The sequence below is a fragment of the Actinospineispora spinosispora DSM 44797 genome, assembly GCF_000429025.1.
Taxonomy (GTDB): Bacteria; Actinomycetota; Actinomycetes; order Mycobacteriales; family Pseudonocardiaceae; genus Pseudonocardia; species Pseudonocardia spinosispora.
Genome location: NZ_KE386835.1, coordinates 382,436 through 401,478, shown reverse-complemented (window position 1 = coordinate 401,478; position 19,043 = coordinate 382,436). Strand labels below are relative to the sequence as shown.

General features: G+C 69.1%; 20 protein-coding genes and 1 other RNA gene. 14 read left to right on the top strand and 7 right to left on the bottom strand.

Annotated elements, in window-relative coordinates:
* Positions 1-4 precede the first annotated feature (4 nt).
* Positions 5-982 carry an ABC transporter permease gene (locus G406_RS0135550; RefSeq protein ID WP_028937516.1) on the bottom strand — a complete coding sequence of 326 codons (978 nt, stop codon included), beginning with the start codon at positions 980-982 and terminating at the stop codon, positions 5-7.
* A gap of 248 nt (positions 983-1,230) precedes the next feature.
* Between G406_RS0135550 and G406_RS0135545 the strand changes: the two genes are divergently transcribed.
* The 6 genes from G406_RS0135545 (at position 1,231) to ftsX (ending at position 6,068) form a co-directional block, all read left to right on the top strand.
* Entirely contained in the window at positions 1,231-1,749 is a 519-nt protein-coding gene (locus G406_RS0135545) for a PadR family transcriptional regulator (RefSeq protein ID WP_028937515.1), read from the top strand.
* Positions 1,750-1,784: 35 nt separating this feature from the next.
* A complete protein-coding gene (locus tag G406_RS0135540) occupies positions 1,785-2,873 on the top strand; it encodes a quinone-dependent dihydroorotate dehydrogenase (protein ID WP_028937514.1) in 1,089 nt (362 codons plus the stop codon).
* A 90-nt stretch (positions 2,874-2,963) separates the two neighbouring features.
* The gene (gene prfB / locus G406_RS0135535) at positions 2,964-4,079 is read left to right on the top strand and encodes a peptide chain release factor 2 (RefSeq protein ID WP_028937513.1); all 1,116 of its coding nucleotides are present in this window, start codon (positions 2,964-2,966) and stop codon (positions 4,077-4,079) included.
* 60 nt (positions 4,080-4,139) lie between these two features.
* Complete coding sequence (locus G406_RS0135530) at positions 4,140-4,361, top strand: hypothetical protein (protein ID WP_028937512.1); 222 nt, start codon at positions 4,140-4,142, stop codon at positions 4,359-4,361.
* 117 nt (positions 4,362-4,478) lie between these two features.
* Positions 4,479-5,168, top strand: coding sequence for a cell division ATP-binding protein FtsE (gene ftsE / locus G406_RS0135525; RefSeq protein ID WP_028937511.1), 690 nt, complete (start codon positions 4,479-4,481; stop codon positions 5,166-5,168).
* Complete coding sequence (gene ftsX / locus G406_RS0135520; RefSeq protein WP_028937510.1) at positions 5,169-6,068, top strand: permease-like cell division protein FtsX; 900 nt, start codon at positions 5,169-5,171, stop codon at positions 6,066-6,068. It abuts the gene before it with no gap.
* Here ftsX and G406_RS54875 read toward each other — a convergent pair.
* From G406_RS54875 to G406_RS54870, 3 genes are read right to left on the bottom strand one after another with little or no spacing between them, the layout of a single operon-like run.
* Positions 6,065-7,660 carry a serine/threonine-protein kinase gene (locus G406_RS54875; protein WP_156935327.1) on the bottom strand — a complete coding sequence of 532 codons (1,596 nt, stop codon included), beginning with the start codon at positions 7,658-7,660 and terminating at the stop codon, positions 6,065-6,067. The two genes, ftsX and G406_RS54875, sit on opposite strands and share 4 nt — an antisense overlap.
* Positions 7,661-7,720: 60 nt before the next feature.
* Entirely contained in the window at positions 7,721-8,557 is an 837-nt protein-coding gene (locus G406_RS0135510) for a hypothetical protein (protein WP_028937509.1), read from the bottom strand.
* The gene (locus tag G406_RS54870) at positions 8,558-9,355 is read right to left on the bottom strand and encodes a hypothetical protein (protein WP_028937508.1); all 798 of its coding nucleotides are present in this window, start codon (positions 9,353-9,355) and stop codon (positions 8,558-8,560) included.
* Between the two features lie 83 nt (positions 9,356-9,438).
* On the opposite strand from G406_RS54870, the gene smpB reads away from it, so the two are divergent.
* The 4 genes from smpB to ssrA all read left to right on the top strand — a co-directional run bounded on the left by smpB (position 9,439) and on the right by ssrA (position 11,936).
* Positions 9,439-9,912, top strand: coding sequence for an SsrA-binding protein SmpB (gene smpB / locus G406_RS0135500; RefSeq protein ID WP_037080241.1), 474 nt, complete (start codon positions 9,439-9,441; stop codon positions 9,910-9,912).
* Complete coding sequence (locus tag G406_RS0135495) at positions 9,909-10,823, top strand: amidohydrolase family protein (protein WP_037080238.1); 915 nt, start codon at positions 9,909-9,911, stop codon at positions 10,821-10,823. Before smpB ends, G406_RS0135495 begins: the two co-directional genes overlap by 4 nt.
* A 6-nt stretch (positions 10,824-10,829) precedes the next feature.
* Positions 10,830-11,486: an RNA polymerase sigma factor gene (locus G406_RS51945; protein WP_051343129.1), complete on the top strand. Its 657-nt coding sequence runs from the start codon at positions 10,830-10,832 to the stop codon at positions 11,484-11,486.
* A gap of 67 nt (positions 11,487-11,553) precedes the next feature.
* Positions 11,554-11,936, top strand: a transfer-messenger RNA (tmRNA) gene (gene ssrA / locus G406_RS55310).
* 1,043 nt (positions 11,937-12,979) lie between these two features.
* Here the strand turns inward: ssrA and G406_RS0135480 are convergent.
* Complete coding sequence (locus G406_RS0135480; protein WP_245607329.1) at positions 12,980-13,999, bottom strand: zinc-binding dehydrogenase; 1,020 nt, start codon at positions 13,997-13,999, stop codon at positions 12,980-12,982.
* A 97-nt stretch (positions 14,000-14,096) separates the two neighbouring features.
* Between G406_RS0135480 and G406_RS0135475 the strand changes: the two genes are divergently transcribed.
* On the top strand, positions 14,097-14,798 hold the full coding sequence (locus G406_RS0135475) for an SDR family oxidoreductase (RefSeq protein WP_028937504.1): 702 nt from the start codon (positions 14,097-14,099) through the stop codon (positions 14,796-14,798).
* On the opposite strand, the gene G406_RS0135470 is transcribed toward G406_RS0135475, so the two are convergent.
* Positions 14,795-15,463, bottom strand: a complete 669-nt coding sequence (locus G406_RS0135470; RefSeq protein WP_028937503.1) for a response regulator — start codon at positions 15,461-15,463, stop codon at positions 14,795-14,797. The genes G406_RS0135475 and G406_RS0135470 overlap by 4 nt on opposite strands.
* A gap of 7 nt (positions 15,464-15,470) precedes the next feature.
* Entirely contained in the window at positions 15,471-16,640 is a 1,170-nt protein-coding gene (locus tag G406_RS51940; RefSeq protein WP_037080484.1) for a sensor histidine kinase, read from the bottom strand.
* A 187-nt stretch (positions 16,641-16,827) separates the two neighbouring features.
* Between G406_RS51940 and mshB the strand changes: the two genes are divergently transcribed.
* From mshB to G406_RS54865, 3 genes are read left to right on the top strand one after another with little or no spacing between them, the layout of a single operon-like run.
* A complete protein-coding gene (mshB, locus tag G406_RS0135460; protein WP_037080483.1) occupies positions 16,828-17,676 on the top strand; it encodes an N-acetyl-1-D-myo-inositol-2-amino-2-deoxy-alpha-D-glucopyranoside deacetylase in 849 nt (282 codons plus the stop codon).
* Between the two features lie 43 nt (positions 17,677-17,719).
* Positions 17,720-18,241: a MauE/DoxX family redox-associated membrane protein gene (locus G406_RS0135455; protein WP_245607328.1), complete on the top strand. Its 522-nt coding sequence runs from the start codon at positions 17,720-17,722 to the stop codon at positions 18,239-18,241.
* Position 18,242: 1 nt separating this feature from the next.
* Complete coding sequence (locus G406_RS54865; RefSeq protein WP_156935326.1) at positions 18,243-18,926, top strand: DsbA family protein; 684 nt, start codon at positions 18,243-18,245, stop codon at positions 18,924-18,926.
* The last annotated feature ends 117 nt before the right edge of the window (positions 18,927-19,043 follow it).

Below are 19,043 nucleotides of genomic sequence, written 5' to 3'. Positions count from 1 at the left end.
CGGTTCACCTCACCCGCACCCGGGGATCGAGCGCTGCGTAGATGACGTCGGACAGCCAGCCGGAGATCAGCACCATCACCGCGATGAACAGCGTCACCGTGGCGATGATGTTGGCGTCCTGCGTCTGCACCCCGACGATCAGCCAGTCACCCATGCCGAACCAGCCGAAGATCCGCTCGGTGAACACGCCGCCGGTCACCAGCAGGCCGAACCCGAACGCGAACAGCGTCGCCATCGGGATCAACGCGGTACGCAGTCCGTGCGTGAACAGCGCTTTCCGCCTGGTCAGGCCCTTGGCCTGCGCGGTGCGGAGGAAGTCGCTGCCGAGCACGTCGAGCATCGCGTTGCGCTGGTAGCGGCTGTAGTAGGCGATCAGCCCGAGCGCGATGGAGATCGTCGGCAGCACCAGATGTTGTATTCGGTCGACGAGTATCTCCCCGAAACCGCCGGTGAAACCGGTGGTGGCCTCGCCGTTGAACGCGAGCAGCTGGGTCCCGGCCGCCTGGTTGACGGGTAGCCACGCAACTTTCAGCAGCGTGCCGATCACGAACACCGGTGTCGACAGGATCAGGAACGACAGGAAGGTGCTGACGTGGTCGAAGATCTTGTACTGCTTGATCGCCGCCGCGACACCGAGCAGAACCCCGAGCACGACACCGATGATCGTGCCGAGCAGGAACAGCCGCAGGCTGATGCCGACCCGCCTGCCCAGCTCGTCGATGATCGGCGCACTCAGCACGGTGTGGCCGAAGTCGCCGTGGATGACGCCCTGCGCCCACGTGGCGAACCGCACCGGGATCGGCTGGTCCAGGTGCAGCTCGAGGCGCTTGGCCTCGATCGTGCTCGGTGGCGGAGGTGGTTGACGTTGCGACAGCGCGTCCAGCGGGCGGAACGTCATGGACGCCAGCGCGTAGGCGAGGAAGGTCGCCAGCACGCACAGCACCAGATAGTTCGCCAGCCTGCGCGATAGGAATCCGGCCATGGGCGCCTCGCTCCTCGTCCGAGCCGACAATCCAAGCAAAAGCCGGATCAGTATCCGGATTCACACTCGCCGTCGACGTCCGCTTCAGCAGTCCTAGCCCCAGCCCCCGTCCACTGCGCGGGAGTATAGGTCGCTGCCCGAGTGGGCCACCTGAGTGGGTGGCGACCACTGTGGACAGCACTGGCGGGACCGTGGCACGGTGGCCGTGTGACGGACGTGAATCTCGGGATGATCCTGTGAGCGGGCTGATGAGTCACTCGGTGAACGCGACCGCCGCCGCGTTGCTGGGGCTGCTGCACACCGGCCCGATGACCGGAGGGCAGATGGTCGCCGCCGCGGCTGAGAGATTCGGCACGTTCTTCTCGGTCACCCGCAGCCAGGTGTACCGGGAGCTGCCGGCTCTCGCCGAGGAAGGACTGCTCAAGCTGGGCGAACAGGGTCCGAGGGCGTCGCAGCAGTACGTGATCACCCCGGCCGGCAAGCGTGCGTTCAAGACCTGGTTACTCGCCGGGGACGGGGCTGACCAGCTGCGCAGCCCGTTGATCCTGCGGCTGCAACACGCCGGTTCGTTGACCACGCGGCAGCGTCGGACGCTCGTCTCGAAGGGGCTCGAGGCGTACTCGGCGCGGCTCGCCGTGGCGGAGCTGGCGGTCAAGGAAGCCGCCGAACGCAGCAAACCGGCGCCGTACGACCAGGCGATCGCCGAGTTCGCGGTAGCGCACAATAGAGCGGTACTTGCCCTGCTGGACGCGATACCGATCGACTAGCCGTCAGGCTGCTCAGGAAGCGACGAGAGAGTTCCGTGTACAGAGTCCTGTTCTCACTCGTCGTCCGGCGAATCTCCGCCGAGACCGCGCACCACTGGGGTTTCGCCCTGATCCGGTTCGCCGGGATGCTCGCGCCGCTGCGGATGCTGCTCGCCCGGTGGTTGACGCCGCGCGACCCGATCCTGCGGGTGCACGCGCTCGGCATGGACCTGCCCGGCCCGCTCGGTCTCGCCGCCGGTTTCGACAAGGACGGCGTCGGCGTCGACGGCCTCGGCGCGCTGGGTTTCGCGTTCGTCGAGGTCGGGACGGTCACCGCGCAGGCGCAGCCGGGCAACCCGCTGCCCCGCCTGTTCCGGCTCACGTCCGATCGCGCGCTGCTCAATCGGATGGGCTTCAACAACGCGGGCGCGGCAGCCGCCGCGGCGCGGCTTGCCGCCCGGGACCAGGGCCGAGGTGTCGTGGTCGGGGTCAACATCGGCAAGACGAAGGTCGTGCCGGAGGACGAGGCGGTCGCCGACTACGTGATCAGCGCGGCGATGCTCGCCGACGTCGCCGAGTACCTGGTGGTCAACGTCAGCTCGCCGAACACACCGGGCCTGCGCAACCTGCAGTCGGTCCACCACCTGCGCCCGCTGCTCGCCGCCGTGCGCAAGACACTCGACGACGCGGGGCCGCGCCGGGTCCCGCTGCTGGTCAAGATCGCGCCCGACCTGGCCGACGACGACATCGACGCGGTGGCCGACCTCGCCGTGGAGCTCGGTCTCGACGGCATCATCGCCACGAACACCACCATCTCCCGTGCCGGGCTCGCTGCCGGCGTCGAGGACCTGGGCGCGGGCGGGGTGTCGGGTGCTCCGCTCAAGGCGCGTTCGCTGGAGGTGCTGACCCGGCTGCGCGCGCGGGTGGGTGATCGGCTGGTGCTGGTCGCCGCCGGGGGGATCGAGGACGCCGAGGACGCCTTCGCCCGCATCCGGGCCGGTGCGACGCTCGTGCAGGCCTATACGGCGTTCATCTACGGCGGCCCGCTGTGGCCGCGCACCCTGCACCGCGACCTGGCCCGCCTGACCCGTGAGGCGGGCTACACCTCGATCGCCGACGCCGTAGGCACCCAGCCCACCTCGTGAGTGTTGAGTATGGCTATAGCCACACTCAACACTCACGAGCCTGAACACCGCTTGCCACTCGGCGGGACGTCGCATATACCCTGAATCGTTGTGAACCTCGATGTTTCGGCAGAACTCAAGAACCTGAGCGGCACCCTCGACGGGATCGAAGCGGTGCTCGACATCGCGAAGCTGCGTGCCGACGTCGAGGAACTCTCCGAGCAGGCCGGCGCGCCCGACCTGTGGAACGACCAGGAGAACGCCCAGGCGGTGACCAGCCGGTTGTCCAGGGCCCAGGCCCAGCTGCGGCACATCACCGGCATCCGGCGTCGGCTCGACGACCTGCCGGTCCTGTACGAGCTGGCCGAGGAGACCGACGGCGCCGAGGGTGAGTCCGCGCTCGCCGACGCCGACGCCGAGCGTGAGTCGCTGCGCAAGGACATCGAGTCGCTCGAGGTCCGCACCTTGCTGTCCGGCGAGTACGACCCGCGTGACGCGCTCGTCACGATCCGCTCCGAGGCGGGCGGGGTGGACGCCGCCGACTTCGCCGAGATGCTCATGCGAATGTACCTGCGCTGGGCCGAGCGCCACGAGTACCCGGTCGACGTCTACGACACCTCACACGCGGAAGAGGCAGGCATCAAGTCCGCCACCTTCGCCGTACACGCCCCGTTCGCCTACGGCACGTTGTCCGTCGAGCAGGGCACCCACCGGCTCGTCCGCATCTCGCCGTTCGACAACCAGGGCCGCCGCCAGACCTCGTTCGCCGGGGTCGAGGTCGCGCCGGTCGTCGAGAAGAGCGACCACGTCGAGATCGACGAGAAGGAACTGCGCGTCGACGTCTACCGCTCGTCCGGCCCCGGCGGCCAGGGCGTCAACACGACCGACTCCGCGGTCCGCCTGACCCACCTCCCGACCGGCATCGTGGTCTCGTGTCAGAACGAGCGGTCGCAGCTGCAGAACAAGGCCAGCGCGATGCTGGTCCTGCAGGCCAAGCTGCTGGAGCGGCGCAGGCAGGAGGAGCAGGCGAAGATGGACGCGCTGAAGGACACCGGCTCCAGCTGGGGCAACCAGATGCGCTCCTACGTGCTGCACCCGTACCAGATGGTCAAGGACCTGCGCACCGAGTTCGAGGTCGGCAACCCCAGCGCGGTCCTCGACGGTGAGATCGACGGCTTCATCGAGGCCGGCATCCGCTGGCGCCGCCAGCAGGACGCCGCCCGCTAACGCGTCGGCGTGAAGCCTGAGGCGAACTGAGCGCACACGCGGCGGACCTCGCCCGGAGCCGTGTCCGGACCGTCGCACAGCAGCCCCCAGGTCAGGCGCGACGGCGCATCCTGGATCAGCACCTGCACGATCGTCTGGAACGCGCCGAAACCGCACAACGGCTCCGCCTACCGAGCGTACGAGCGTTGGGGCTGGCGCAAGACGGCCACGTTGCAGCCGATGTGGGACGGTGCCCCCGTTTTTGACGTGCTGATGATGCGGCTCGGCGACACCGAGCGGTGACCTCGCAGAGTTTCATGTCGCGTCGCAGATGTTCCAACGTCTGCGACGCAGCACGAAGGTCTGCGAAGTGGGCTGGGCCCGCGGTTGCCGACAACGAGCCCAGTAGGCTCACACTCCGTGATTCGGCTGGAGAACGTCTCCAAGTCCTACAAGACCTCCACGCGCCCCGCGCTGGACTCGGTCTCGGTGGACATTGGCAAGGGCGAGTTCGTCTTCCTGATCGGCCCCTCGGGCTCCGGCAAGTCGACCTTCCTGCGGTTACTGCTGCGGGAGGACGTGCCCTCGTCCGGCGACGTGTACGTGGCCGACTGGAACGTGGCCACGCTGCCGCGCCGACGGGTCCCCAGGCTCCGCCAGCGGGTGGGCTGCGTGTTCCAGGACTTCCGGCTGCTGCCGAACAAGAACGTCGCGGAGAACGTCGCATTCGCGCTCGAGGTGATCGGCAAGCCGGCGCGCACCGTGCAGAAGGTCGTCCCCGAGGTGCTGGAACTGGTCGGTCTCGAGGGCAAGGCGAACCGCATGCCGAACGAGCTGTCCGGCGGCGAGCAGCAGCGCGTCGCGGTGGCCAGGGCGTTCGTGAACCGGCCGCTGGTGCTGCTGGCCGACGAGCCGACCGGAAACCTCGACCCGGACACCAGCCAGGACATCATGCTGTTGCTGGAACGGATCAACCGCACCGGGACCACCGTGCTGATGGCGACCCACGACCATTCGATCGTCGACTCGATGCGGCGTCGCGTGGTCGAGCTGGAGATGGGCAAGGTCATCAGGGACGAGACCCGAGGCGTCTACGGGATCGGCAGATAGATGCGCTTCAACTTCCTGTTCCGCGAGGTCGTCACCGGTCTTCGGCGCAACGTCACGATGACCATCGCGATGGTCCTGACCACCGCCATCTCACTCGGCCTTCTCGGCACCGGCCTGCTGGCCGTCCACACGATCGACCAGACAGAGCAGCTCTACGGCGACCGGCTGGAGCTGGTCGTGTCCCTCACCCTGGACGTCTCGACGCGCGACCAGGACTGCAGCCAGAGCATCTGTTCCGGCCTGCGCGACGAGCTGAAGAGCTCGCCGCTGGTCGCCGGGGTGACCTACGAGAACCAGCAGCAGGCCTACGCCCGGTTCCAGCGGCTGTTCCAGGGACAGACCCTCGCGGCGCTGGCTCGCCCGCAGGGGCTGCCGGCGTCGCTGCGGGTCAAGCTTGTCGACCCGACCCAGTCGGCGCAGCTGTCCAAGGTGCTGACCGGCAAGGTCGGCGTCGCCCGCATCACCGACCAGCGCGACGTCGTGGAGCGGCTGTTCAGCTTCCTGCGGACCATCCGGGACGTCGTGTTCACCCTCGCGCTGATCGAGGTCGTCGCCGCGGCACTGCTGATCTCGAACATGGTGCAGCTGTCCGCGTACAACCGGCGGACCGAGGTCGGTGTCATGCGGCTGGTCGGTGCGACCCGCTGGTACACGCAGCTGCCGTTCCTGCTGGAGGCGGCGACGACCGGCATCGTGGGTACCGCGCTGGCCGTGGCCAGCCTGATGCTGGGCAAGGGACTGTTCCTGGACCAGGCCATCCGCAGCGGCTTCGGCGACGGCGTGATCCCGGTGATCCAGTACGGCGACATCCTCGCGGTGTCACCGTGGCTGTTCCTGCTGGGTACCGGCATCGCGGCGATCACCGGGTACGTCACCCTGAGGCTCTACGTACGGCTCTAGTGCGCGATCTGGTCGGCGGGTGGCGGGGTGATCTCGACCGGATCGCCCCACCCCCGGTAGGTCGTCTCGCCCCGCACGGTGGACGTGTCCGTCGGGTGCGCCACCGCGAGCGTGCGCAGCGGGTGGTCGTCGGCGTCCAGCCAGACCTGCAGGTCGTCGATCTCCCGGCCGAGGGCGCGCGCCACGTCGACGCGAAGGGTGTAGCGGCGCGCACGCACGCCGTCGACCAGCTCCTCCGCCGACTCGACGATGCTCACCGCGTCGCCCATGCGGGCGACCGGTAGGACCGGGTCGACCAGATCACGGATGGCCTCGCGGCTTCCACCCAGCGCGACGTCCGAGGCGATCGGTGTCCATGCCTGGTCCGTCGAGTCGCGTATCCAGGTGTGACCGTCCACCGAGACGAACGTGGTCGCGCTGTCCGAGAGGCCGGGGGAGTGGTCACGCATGACCGATCGCGACGCGGTCCTGCCGGCGTCCAGCTGTAGCTCGGTGTCCGTCTCGGACCACATGCCGATGGCTTCGGGCGGTGCGGACGGGGCGTTCTCGACCACCGTCACGTCCCTGACCCGCACGGTGTGCTCGGTACCGACCTTCCGTTCGATGGCCGCGCTGAGGTCGCTGACCGTCGCGTAGTGCGGTACCGCCCGACCCGTCGCGGTCAGCGAGTCCACGATCCGGCCGGAGACCGCGACGAGCCCGATCACGACGAGGGCCGAGGTGACGCATGCGGCGACGGCCAGTGGTTTCTTACCCGTTCGCCGGGATGGGGCGGGGTCGGCCGGTGGCGGGCACGGCGGGGCGAACCGGGGCGGCACCCCCGGCGTCGGAGGTGTCGCGGCGACCGTTCGCGGGGTGAACGCCCGACCGGACGTCAGCGCGAGACCGCCCGCGAGGTCGGCCGCCGTCGGACGTGCCGCGGCGGTCGCGCTCAGGCAGTCCCGCAGCAACGGTCGAAGTGGCTCAGCGACCGCGGCCAGGTTCGGCGCGCCGTCCAGGATCGTCCAGATGCGACGGTCCGTCTCGAATGGGCCGTGGCCGGTGGCGGCGAAGGTGAGCACACCGCCGAGGGAGAAGATGTCGGCCGCCGGGCCCACCGGTTCGCCGCGCAGCTGCTCCGGCGCCCGATAGCCCGGCACGGGAGCCGGAACTCCGAAGAACGCGAGCCGAGGGCCGTCGGGACCGAGCAGCACGCTCGCCGGGGTGATCTCCCGGTGGACCAGACCGGCGCCGTGCAGCGCGGTCAGCGCCTCGGCGAACCGGCCGGCCAGGATGCGCACGGCCGCCTCGGGCAGTGGACCGGACCGGCTCACCGCCTCGTGCAGCGAACGACCGGGCACGTACTCGGTGGCCACCCAGGGCAGCGTCGCCGTCGGGTCGGCGGCCAGCACCGAGGCGGTCCACGACGCGTGGACCGCCCGCAGGGCGGCGATCTCGTCGGCGATGGCGTGACGGCGGCCGTCGGTCGGCAGCAGCTCGATGACCGCGAGCGCGCCGCCATCCGACCGGCCGAGGTGGACCTGCCCGAGCCTGCCGTCCCCGAGCCGACGAATCACCTGGAACGGGCCGAACCGGGCCGGTGTCGTGTCCATGGTCGCTGCCTCCGAGCTGTCGATCGTGGGATGCACGACCGGTACGACGCAGCGGCGCGGCTATCGGTTGGGTTCCGGCTCCTTCCGTCCGGCGCGGGCGCCGAGCAGCCACACACAGCCCACGACGAGCAGCCCGATACCGCAGGCGATCGATGACGCGGTCGCCGGAGCGACGACGGCTCTCTCCGGGCTCGACAGGTGGGCGCCGCTGTAGGCCTGGATGGCGACCACGGGCAGCAGAGCGACCAGGAGCAGCGCGAGCCCGGTCGTGCGGGTATCGCTCGGAGCGTCAGGGGCGAGGGACTGCCGGTAGAACCGCGCGGCGATCACGGGTCCGGCCATCAGGGCCACCGCCCCGACGCCGGTGAGGCCCGCCACCCCCGACAGGAGAGTGCCCGCGAGCATGACCAGGAACCGCAGAACGGTGACCGGCAGAGCGATGACGAACAGCCACTCCTGCCAGGTCCCCCATGACCAGTCCGCATCCCACCAGTCACGGTGACCGGCCAGGTAAGCCAGTGCGACCACGACGAGCAGGTCGGGAACGAGCCCGGCGACAACCTCGGCCGAACCCGCATCAGGCGCCGAACCGTTCGACGGGCGGACCCCGATCTCGAACGCCACCGCGCCGATCGCCATGAGCCCGGTGGCGAACGCGCAGTGCGTCCGCGAGCACGTGATGAGCGCCAGGACCGCGTAGAGCTGTGCGCACGGCATCAGCCAGATCCACAGCAGGCTGTGTGCCATCGCCGACGAGGCGAACCCGAAGGGCAGCGTCCCGAGTCCGAAGACGAGGTACAGCACGCTGGTCCCGATCGACGCGCACAGCCCGACGGACGCGACGTACCGGGCGAGGTCGAGTCGTCGATGGCGCTCCGTTGACGCCTGCGTACCCATTCAGTTGCTCTCCGAACTGGAGCCGCCGACGACACACTTACCGCCGTGCGTGATGGGCCCGGGCATCACCTTCAGCCCGGACGGGGGATTGATCGTCGCGGCCACCGGACTGCCGTCCTCGGTGGTGACCGGGTCCATGCACTTCTTCGACGCCGAAGCCGACGTGCCCTCGCCGCCGACGTAGATGTCGATGTGGTGGGCGTCGGAGTACTTCGTGGCTCCGGTGTCCTCGACGAGGAAGTACTTCTCGTATCTCGGCACGTAGATCCTGGTCCCGCACGGCGTCTCGACGCCCTGACCGGCATGACCCGGCACCGCGACGGTGATCGGGTTGTCGTACGTGCCGGTGCCGCCCGCGGTCTTGTGGATGGTCCCGCAGGAGATCGTGGCGTTGTCGCCGCCCTGGTTGTCCTGGAACGAATAGCCGGTGGTGTGCAGCTTCGTCTGCTTCGGGGCCCCGGTCAGGATCTTGTCGGCGCCCTCGAGCACGTGACCCGCCGCCGAACCGGCCTTGCGGCGAACACAGATCACCGCATCCGGCGCGGCCGAGGCGAGTACCTCGGTCAGGCTCGACTCGTCCGTGACCAGCGTGCTGCACGGCAGGCTGACCGAGGCGCCGCTCGGCTCGGCGGACTCCGAGTCCTCGGACCGCCCCTTGTGGTGTGCCCTGGTCTGGACCAGACCGAAGAAGCTCGACACGCCCGCCGGCCGCACCATCAGCAGACAGCTGAAGGCGACGAACGCGACCGCGAGCACCGCGCCGACCAGCACGGCCTTGCGGGTCAGATCGGAGTCCATCGGTACAGGCAACCAGCACCGGGTGCGTCGGCGGAGCCGAATACTCGAAACCGTGTGCGTTCGTGAACACGTAGTCTGGAGGTATGCAAGAGCGGGGCGAAAAGGTGATCGTGTCCAACAAGAAGGCACGGCACGACTACACGATTCTGGACACCTACGAGGCCGGCATCATGCTGATGGGCACCGAGGTGAAGAGTCTGCGGCTCGGGCGCGCCTCGCTCGTCGATGCGTTCGCCACCGTGGACGACGGCGAGATCTTCCTGCGCAACGTCCACATCCCCGAGTACACGCACGGCAGCTGGACCAACCACGAGGCCCGTCGCACCCGCAAGCTGCTGCTGCACCGTTCCGAGATCGAGCGGTTGATCGGCAAGACGCACGAGGGCGGCCTGACCCTGGTGCCGCTGCGGATGTACTTCACCGACGGCAAGGTCAAGGTCGAGCTGGCGCTCGCGCGCGGTAAGAAGGCCTACGACAAGCGCCAGGACATGGCGAAGCGCGACGCGCAGCGGGAGATGAGCAAAGCGTTCGGCCGTCGGGCCAAAGGCATCGCGTGAGCGTGGCCCTGCCCGCGCCACCCGTCGACGACGCCGACGTACCGCGCTGGACCGCCGAGCTCGGGCTACCCGGCCTCGTCGACATCCACGTGCACTTCCTGCCCGAACCGATGCTGCGCAAGGTGTGGGCGTACTTCGACCGGGCCGAGCACAACTACGGCCGTCCGTGGCCGATCACCTACCGGTTCGACGAGGACACCAGGGTCGACGTCCTGCGCGCGCTCGGCGTCCAGACGTTCGCGCCGCTGGTCTACCCGCACAAACCGGACATGGCGCAGTGGCTGAACTCCTGGGTGCTCGACTTCGCCGCGCGCACTCCCGAAGCGGTCCCAACCGCGACGATGTACCCGGAGCCCGGCGTCGCCGACTACCTCGGCGCGGCGCTCGACGCGGGTGCGCGCTGCATCAAGGTGCACGTCCAGGTCGGGGCGTTCGACCCGCTCGACCCGCTGCTCGACCCGGCCTGGGCGCTGATCGCCGAAGCGGGCGTGCCCGCGGTCGTCCACTGTGGACACGGCCCGCTGCGGGGTGACCACACCGGGCTCGACGTGTTCGAACAGGTGCTGACCGCGCATCCCGACCTGGTCGCGGTACTCGCGCACGCCGGCATGCCGGACTACCTGGCCGCGCTGGGCCTGGCCGAGCGGTTCGAGAACGTCTACCTCGACACGACGATGGTCGGCACCGCGTTCACCGCCGACATGGTGGCGCCGCTGCCGGACAACTGGCCCGCGCTGCTCGTCGACCTCGGTGACAAGATCGTGCTCGGCAGCGACTACCCGCAGCTGCCCTACCAGTACGCCGAACAGCTGCGCGCCATCCACGGCTGGGCCGCCGCCGATGACCGGCTCGGTGCGGGCTTCCTGCGCCGGGTCCTGCACGACACACCCGCCCGCCTACTGGGGGTCTAGCCGAGGATGACCGAGATCGCTGACGACGAGCTCACCGACGAGTTCGCCCCGCTCGGACTGCTGCTACGCCAGCTAGCCGACCGAGGCCACGGCACGGTCCTCGGCCTGGTGCCAACCGGCCGGGGCGGCATTCGCCGGGTTTCCAGGGCACTCGCGGCCGAGTTCGAACGACGGCTCGTCGAGACCTACCGGCTCAAGACCCCGACCCTGGTCCGCCTCGCGGCGCGCAAGGTCGGCGACCACAGCCGAGCCGAGGACGTCGTGCAACGCGCCTTCGAGAAGATCCTGCGTCGCCAGCAGAAGGACCAGCCGGAGATCAGCAACCTCGACGCCTACCTGGTCACCGCCGTGTGCAACGAGGTCAACCGTGAGCTGCGCTCGGTCATCCCGGAACGCGACAACGCGGTCACCGACAGCGACGGCGACCAGCCCGACCTGCCCAGCGGCCGCCCCGACGTCTCCAGCCAGGTCGCCGACGCACTGGCGGTCCGAGCCGCACTGGCCGAACTACCACCACGCGAACGCGAAGCCGTCGTGATCCGCATGCAATGGCAGCTCAGCGTCGCCGAAGCCGCCGATGTCATGCAGCTCAGCCCCGGAGCCGTGAAGCGCTACACCGCCGACGGCCTGCGCCGCCTGCGCGAACGCCTCACCGCGGCCTGACCGACGCCACCGGGATGATCCCGATGGACAGACGCGTTATGCTGGTCAGGTTGCCAAACAACACCCAGGGGGTGAACGGTTTCGACTGTGGACGTCGATCAAGGGGAAGCGTGTCGAGGAAGGCGACGATGAGCTCGTTAACCACCCGTCGCAAAACAATTAAGCGCCAACCATTCGGTGGCCGGGTCCAAGGCTTCTTACGCACTTGCTGCGTAATTAGCTAGACCCTGTTGGCCCGGGGATGTCTCCGCTCCGGTGTCCGACATCATTCAGGGGACTTACCGTTCGACCCGGTCGCGGGGTCGAACGGAACATCAAACAGCGACTGGGATCGTCACACCGGCTCGCCCGCATGACCGGTGGATCCGAGTAGAGGCAACGCGGGCTGCACACGGAGAAGCCCTTGTGAAGCGCCATAGGACCCGGGTTCGATTCCCGGCACCTCCACTCGACGCTGAGACGCCCCTGTCTGCGGAAAGCGCAGACCGGGGCGTCTCGTCGTTGTAGAGGGGGGCCGAGCCCCCCTCGCCCCCCACGGTGCGTGCTCCTCACCATCCGAGATGGTTGTTCTAGGCCTGGACCAGCGTCGCTTCGCTCGCTTCCTTCGCTTCGCTTACTTTGCAGACCCACGTGTTGTGTCGCAGATGCTGCAGTGTCTGCGACGCGACATGACGCTCTGCGAGGTGTTGCGAAAGTGGTCAGTGGGGCCAGGGGTGCGGCGTGTACGCGCGAGGGCGCAGCCCGGTGCGCAACAAACGGCGCCATCGGTTCGCCGCCACCTGCGACGGACACGCACACTGCCCCTTTCCTCGCGATCCTGGCCGCCAAGACACTGATCGGCCAGTGGGGACACGCTCCGCAGCTCACGGCGCGAGAACGACGCTTCCCTGCCGACTCGCGCCCGGCCAACGCCCGATGCGCGGCGGCGGCATCACGCTTCGGTGACTTCGCAGAGGCTGGGGTTGTGTCGCAGATGCTGCAGTGTCTGCGACGCAGCGTGGAGGTCTGCGAGGTGTTGCCGAAGTGGTTGACGGGGCGAGGGGTGCGCGCGAAGGCGCAGCCCGGTGCGCAACAGAGTGCCCTCGGTTTGCCACCACGTCGGAGTGGACACGCACACTGCCCCTTTCCCCGCGATCCTGGCCCGCACTTGGCGTGGTCGCCCGCTGTCAATCCTGGAACCTCGCCCCCGTGCGTCGGACAGCCCGTAGCAGCGCGAGGCCGGCGAAGCCGGGGATTGACTGCGGGCGGCCACGCCAAGACACTGATCGGCCAGCGGGGACAAGCTCCGCAGCTCACGGCGCGAGGACGACCTTCCCCTGCCGACTCGCGCCCGGCCAACGCCCGATGTGCGGCGGCGGCGTCACGCTTCGGGTGACTTCGCAGAGGCTGGTGTTGGGTCGCAGATGCTGCAGTGTCTGCGACGCAGCGCGAAGGTCTGCGAGGTGTCGCCGAAGTGGTAGGCAAGCGAGGACACGCCCCGCGACCACGAATGCTCACGGCACGAGAACCACCTTCCCCGTCGACTCGCGCCCGGCCAACGCCCGATGAGCCTCAGCAGCATCACGCAACGCGAACCGCTGAACGACAGGCCGCAACCGTCCGGACGCAGCCGAAGCCAGCGCCTCCTCCTCTAACGACCGCAACGACCGCCGCCGCAGCATGCCGGGCCCGATCGCCCACGTCGCGGTCAGTCCACGCTCCATCAGGTCGGTCACGGTGACCTGAGTCGGAACACCTTGCCCGGACGACCACCCGAACATGACCAGCCGACCGCCCACCCCGAGCAGCCGCATGGCGTCCGTCCCGAGCGAGCCGCCCACCCCCTCGCACACGACGCTCACCTCACGTCCGTCCAAGGCCTCCCGGACCGACGCCGCCCAGTCCGGACGCCGGTAGTCCACGACGATGTCCGCCCCGAGCTCACGGACCACAGCCACCTTCGACGGGCCGCCCGCCAAGCCCACCACGGTCGCGCCGGCCGCCCGTCCGGCCTGCACGAGCAGGCTCCCGATCCCGCCGGCCGCCGCCATGACCAGGACGACGTCCCGCTCCTCGATCCGCGCCGCGTCCAGGATGCCCATCGCCGTACGGCCCGTTCCGATCATGGCCACACCTGCGTCGAAGTCGACCGTCTCCGGCAGCAGGTGCACCGACGCGACGTCGCGCACCGCGAGCGACGCGTACCCGCCGCTCGCCGGCCCCAGATGCGCCACCACCCGGGCGCCGAGCCAGCTCGCGGCGACACCGTCGCCCAGCTCGTCCACGACACCCGCGACCTCGCGGCCCGGCGTCATCGGCAGCTCGGGCGGCGCGAACGACCCCGAGCCGATCCCGGTGCGGATTGTGGTGTCGACCAGGTGGACCCCGGCGGCGCGCACGGCGATCCGGACCTGACCGGGCCCCGCGTGCGGATCCGGATGCTCCTCGTAACGCAGCACCTCTGGTGCGCCGAACTCGTACTGGCGGATGGCGAACATCGAGTACTCCCGGGCTAGTGCGGACCTCGTCGGCACGAGCCTGCAACCTCGACATTTGTCGAGGTCAAGGAACAGCTGCACGGTCAGCTAAGTTGCACTACAGGACTAAGCTCGAACGAGAACGGAGACAACCATGCGGATCGACGGGGCAGTAGCACTGGTGACCGGCGCGAACCGGGGGATCGGGGCCGCGTTCGCGCAGGCTCTGCTGTACAACGGTGCGAAGCAGGTGTTCGCGGGAGCACGGAACCCGAGCAGCATCACGAACCCTCGCCTGACCCCGATCCAGCTCGACGTGACCGATCCGGAGCAGGTCGCGGCCGCCGTGGAGACGATCGGCGACGCGAGCATCGTGATCAACAACGCGGGTATCGCGGGCGGGACCGGGCTCCTGGAGGGTTCGCTCGACGGCGCCCGCGAGGAGATCGAGGTCAACTACCTCGGTACCTGGTCGGTGTCCAGGGCGTTCGCACCGGTCCTCGCGCGCAACGGGGGCGGGGCGCTGGTGAACATGCTGTCCGTGGCGTCCTGGCGGTCGCTCGCGGCGGCGCCGGGGTACGCGGCGTCCAAGTCGGCGCAGTGGTCGTTGACCAACGCGCTGCGGCTCGCGCTGTCCGAGCAGGGCACCCTGGTGGTCGGCGTGCACTGCGGGTTCGTCGACACCGACCTGAGCGCCTGGACCGACGCGCCGAAGATCACCTCGGCCAGCGTGGCCGAGCAGACGATGCGGGCGATCCTCGACGACGAGCCCGAGGTCCTCGCCGACGACGTCACCCGCCAGGTGAAGGCGCAGCTCTCGGCCGGTGTGCAGCGTAGCGACGCGGCGGTCGTCTAGGGTCGGGCGTCTCCCGCGTCGTGGATCAGCAGCGCGATCTGGACCCGGTTGTTGAGGTCGAGCTTGGTCAGGATGCGGGAGATGTGCGTCTTCACCGTCGGCACGCTCAGGTAGAGCGAACGGCTGATCTCGGCGTTCGACTTGCCTTCGCCGACAGCGTCGGCGATCTCCCGTTCCCGGTCGGTGAGCAGCTCGAGACGCCGTAGCGCGCGGTCGCGCCGCTCGTCGGTGTCCGAGGCCGCGACCCGTTGGATCAGCAGCTGGGTGACCGAGGGCGACAGCACCGGCTGGCCCTGCGCGACCCGGCACACCGCGGTCACGATGTCGGCGGGCGGGGTGTCCTTGAGCAGGAAGCCGGCCGCGCCCGCGCGCAGAGCACGCAACACGTGCTCGTCCGCGTCGAACGTGGTCAGTACGATCACCTCGGGAGCGTCCGGCCGTGCGCGCAACGCCTCGGTCGCGCTGAGTCCGTCCATGATCGGCATGCGGATGTCCATCAGCACCACGTCGGGTCGGTGCTGCTCGACCAGGCCGCCGACCTGGCTGCCGTCGGCCGCCTCCGCGACGATCGTGATCTCCGGGGACCCGGCCAGCATCATGGTCAGACCGGCGCGCAACAGGGCGTCGTCGTCGGCGAGCAGTACTCGCACAGCGGCGGTGGTCACTGGTTCCTCACTTCTCCCACGGTAGCCAGGCCCACAGGCACCAGCCCCCTCCGCCGTCCGCGCCGCCGCGCTGGTGGGCGAGGTACCCGCCGGCCAGCGAGGCGCGTTCGGCAAGACCGATCAGTCCACTGCCGGACCCGGAGTCGGCAGGCCCACCGGCGGGGCCACCGTTGTGGACCTCGACGGTCAGCCCTGATCCGGGCGCCCCGGACAGGTGAACCGTCACCGCCGCCGCCGGCGCGTGCTTGCGGGCGTTCGTCAGCCCCTCCTGGACGATCCGGTACGCGGTGCGGCCGAGGACGTCGGTCATCGCGGTGCTGTCGGTGATGTCCCAACGCGACGTGACCCGCATGCCGGCCCGGCGCGACTCGGCGATCAGTTCCTCCGCATCGACCAGGGTGGGCAGCGGCAGCTCGCCGCCGACCGGGGCACGCAGCACCCCGATCACCGAACGCAGCTCCTGCAGCGCCTGATGCGCGCTCGACCGGATCACCGACGCGGCGGCGGCGATCTCGGCCGGGGAGGCGTCGCGGCGGTACTCGAGGGCGCCGGCATGCACGCTGAGCAGCGACAACCGGTGCCCGAGCACGTCGTGCATCTCCCTGGCGATCTGCTCGCGCGCCTGAGCCTGAGCCTGCTCAGCGCGCAGCCGGGCCTCGGTCTCGGCCCGGCTGGCACGGTCGCGCAGCGACGCGATGAGCTGCCTGCGGTGCCGGACGAACAACGCCCAGCCGAGCACCGCCAGTGTGATCGCGGTACCGAGTGACGCCATGAGTGTGACCGAGATGTCCGCATCCGGCCTGAGCACGGCGTAGACCGGTGAGGCCGCGATCCCGACGATCGTCACGACGGCGATCTCGCGGGGTGGCCTTCGCAGCGCGACCGCGAACTGGGCGACCGCCGAGGCGCCGCCGATCGTGGTGGAGACCGCACTCAGCGCGCTCACCACGAGCGCCAGTTGGAACGGCCACCTGCGGTGCAGCCACAGCGCGGCGCAGCCGAGCGCACCGATGACCTGGTCGGCGAGCGGAACCCAGGCGGGCACCAGTGAGGCGGTCGCCTCGTTGCGCGTGACGGCTCCGAAGACGCCGAACGCGGCCGCGAGCAGAAAGGCGGCGAGATCGACGGTCCACTCCCGTCGCGTACGTCGGGGCCTCGCGGCCGTGCTGGCGGTCACGAGATCGAACCTAGCGGTCCGCTCGGCCGCTTTCGTGCGTGCGGCGGAACGCGAGACCGTGGTCGAGACGGTCAATACTTTGGTTGCATAGTTGATACCGATGGGCCGAGGACCTCGACAGTGTGGGGGATCGGAAATAAATGTCGGTGTCCTGTGGTCGACTGTCTTCATGACGCCGCGCCGCCTGTTGCTCGTTCACGCCCACCCAGATGATGAGGTCACCGGTACCGGAGCCACGATCGCCCGCTACGCCGCCGAGGGTGTGCCGATCTGTCTGGTCACGTGTACCAGGGGCGAGCGGGGCGAGGTCGTCGCCGAGGATCTCGCCTACCTGCGCACCGCGGGCCCCGAGGCGCTCGCCAAGTACCGCGAGGGTGAGCTGGCCACCGCACTGGCCGAGCTGGGCATCAGCAAGCACGTGTGGCTGGGCGGCGCCGGACGCTGGTGGGACAGCGGCATGATCGGTACGCCGGACAACGACGACCCGAAGTCGTTCTACCGTGCCGACCCGGCCGACACGCTGCGCGCGATGGTCGAGGTGCTGCGCACCGAGCGGCCCACGGTCGTCGTCACCTACGACGAGAACGGTGGCTACGGCCATCCCGACCACATCCAGGCACACCGGGTCACGATGGCCGCGATCGGCCCTGCCGCCGACCCTGGCTACGCCCCGGAGCTGGGCGAGCCGTGGCAGGTGAGCAAGGTGTACTGGGCGGTCATCCCGCGCGAGGCGGTGCTGCGGATGGCGGAGGAGGCCGGGTTCGAGATCGCCGATGACATGCCCGGTGTGCCGGACGACGTGATCACCACACGGATCGACGGCCAGGACAAGCTGGCGGTCAAGCTCGCCGCGCTGCGCGTGTACCGGAGCCAGGTCAACCTCGACGAAGGTTTCTTCGCCGCGTTCGTCCACCGGCCCGAGTTCGGGATTGAACACTTCCAGCTCGTGGTGGGTGAGCGTGGTGGGTCAGGTGCGACGCCGCAGGGCTGGGAGGACGATTTGTTCGCGGAGCCGGTTGCCGGTGCACATACCTGACCGTGCTGGTAAGGGCGTCTTGACCTATCGCTAGTCTGACCGGGTGGCTGTCGTGTCCTCGGATGGAGTAACGAGTCGTTCCTGGCGTGACGTGGTCGGAACACTCGCTCGCCTCGGTCTGGCCGCCGTCTGGCTCGTGTCCGGTGCGATCAAAGCCGCGGACCCGATGCAGACCTGGGCGGCGGTCCACGCCTACCAGGTGCTGCCGCCCTCGGCGGTCGAACTGGTAGCCGCCGTGCTGCCCTGGTTCGAGCTGGCGCTCGGCGTGCTGTTGCTGATCGGACTCGGTGTCCGGCACATCGCCGTGATCTCCGGGTTGGTGTTGCTCGCGTTCATGGCGGGGGTCACCCAGGCCTGGGCGCGCGGCCTGTCCATCGACTGCGGTTGCTTCGGTGGCGGCGGCGCCGTCGACCCCGACAAGACCAGTTACGGTACGGAACTATTGCGGGACACCGGGTTCCTGGTGCTCGCGGCTTGGTTGATCATTCGGCCACGTACCTTGTTCGCGCTCGAAAACGTGCTCACTCGAGGAACAGACCCGGACCCGGGTGGAGGAGGAACCTGACGTGGCTGCCAAGACCGGAAAGGCAAACATCGGTTACATCGTGATCGGTGTGCTGGTTGCCGTGGTGTTGATCGTCTGGCTGCTGATGACGCTGAAAGCGCCCGGCTCGTCCGACGGCGACTCCGGCCTCAACTACACGGCCACGGTGCAGGGGGCGACCGTCGTCGCCGGAAAGCCCGCGGCGAACAAGGTCGACGTGTACGAAGACTTCCTGTGCCCGATCTGCGGCCGCTTCGAAGGCCAGTTCGGTGACGACCTCGCCAAGGCCATCAACGCCGGCAAGGTCCAGGTCGTCTACCACCCCGTGGCGATCCTGAACCGCGCCACCACACCCAACGGCTACTCGCAGCGCGCCGCGAGCGCCGCACTGTGCGCCGCCCAGGAAGGCTTCTTCCCGGCCTACCACAAGAAGCTGTTCGACGAGCAGCCCGCCGAGATGTCCGCGGGCCTCACCGACCAGGAACTCATCACCAAGGGCCAGCAGGTCGGCGCACCCGCCGGCTTCGCCAAATGCGTGACCGACGCCAAGTTCAGCAAGACCGTCGGCACCGAGACCAAGCGCGCCGTCCAGGACCCCTCGATCCGCGCCAAGGGCGAAGAGGGCTTCGGTACCCCCACCGTCACCGTGAACGGCAAGTACCAGGACCTGTCCGACGGCAGCTGGGTCGACAACCTGAACAAGTAGAACCGCACGCAACACCCGAGCAGGGGCGGGTCGCCGGCATGGCGACCCGCCCCTGTTTCGTTTCCGGGCACTACCACATTGATCAAGCTCTGACCATGTCACCCCCCGATTTCAGAC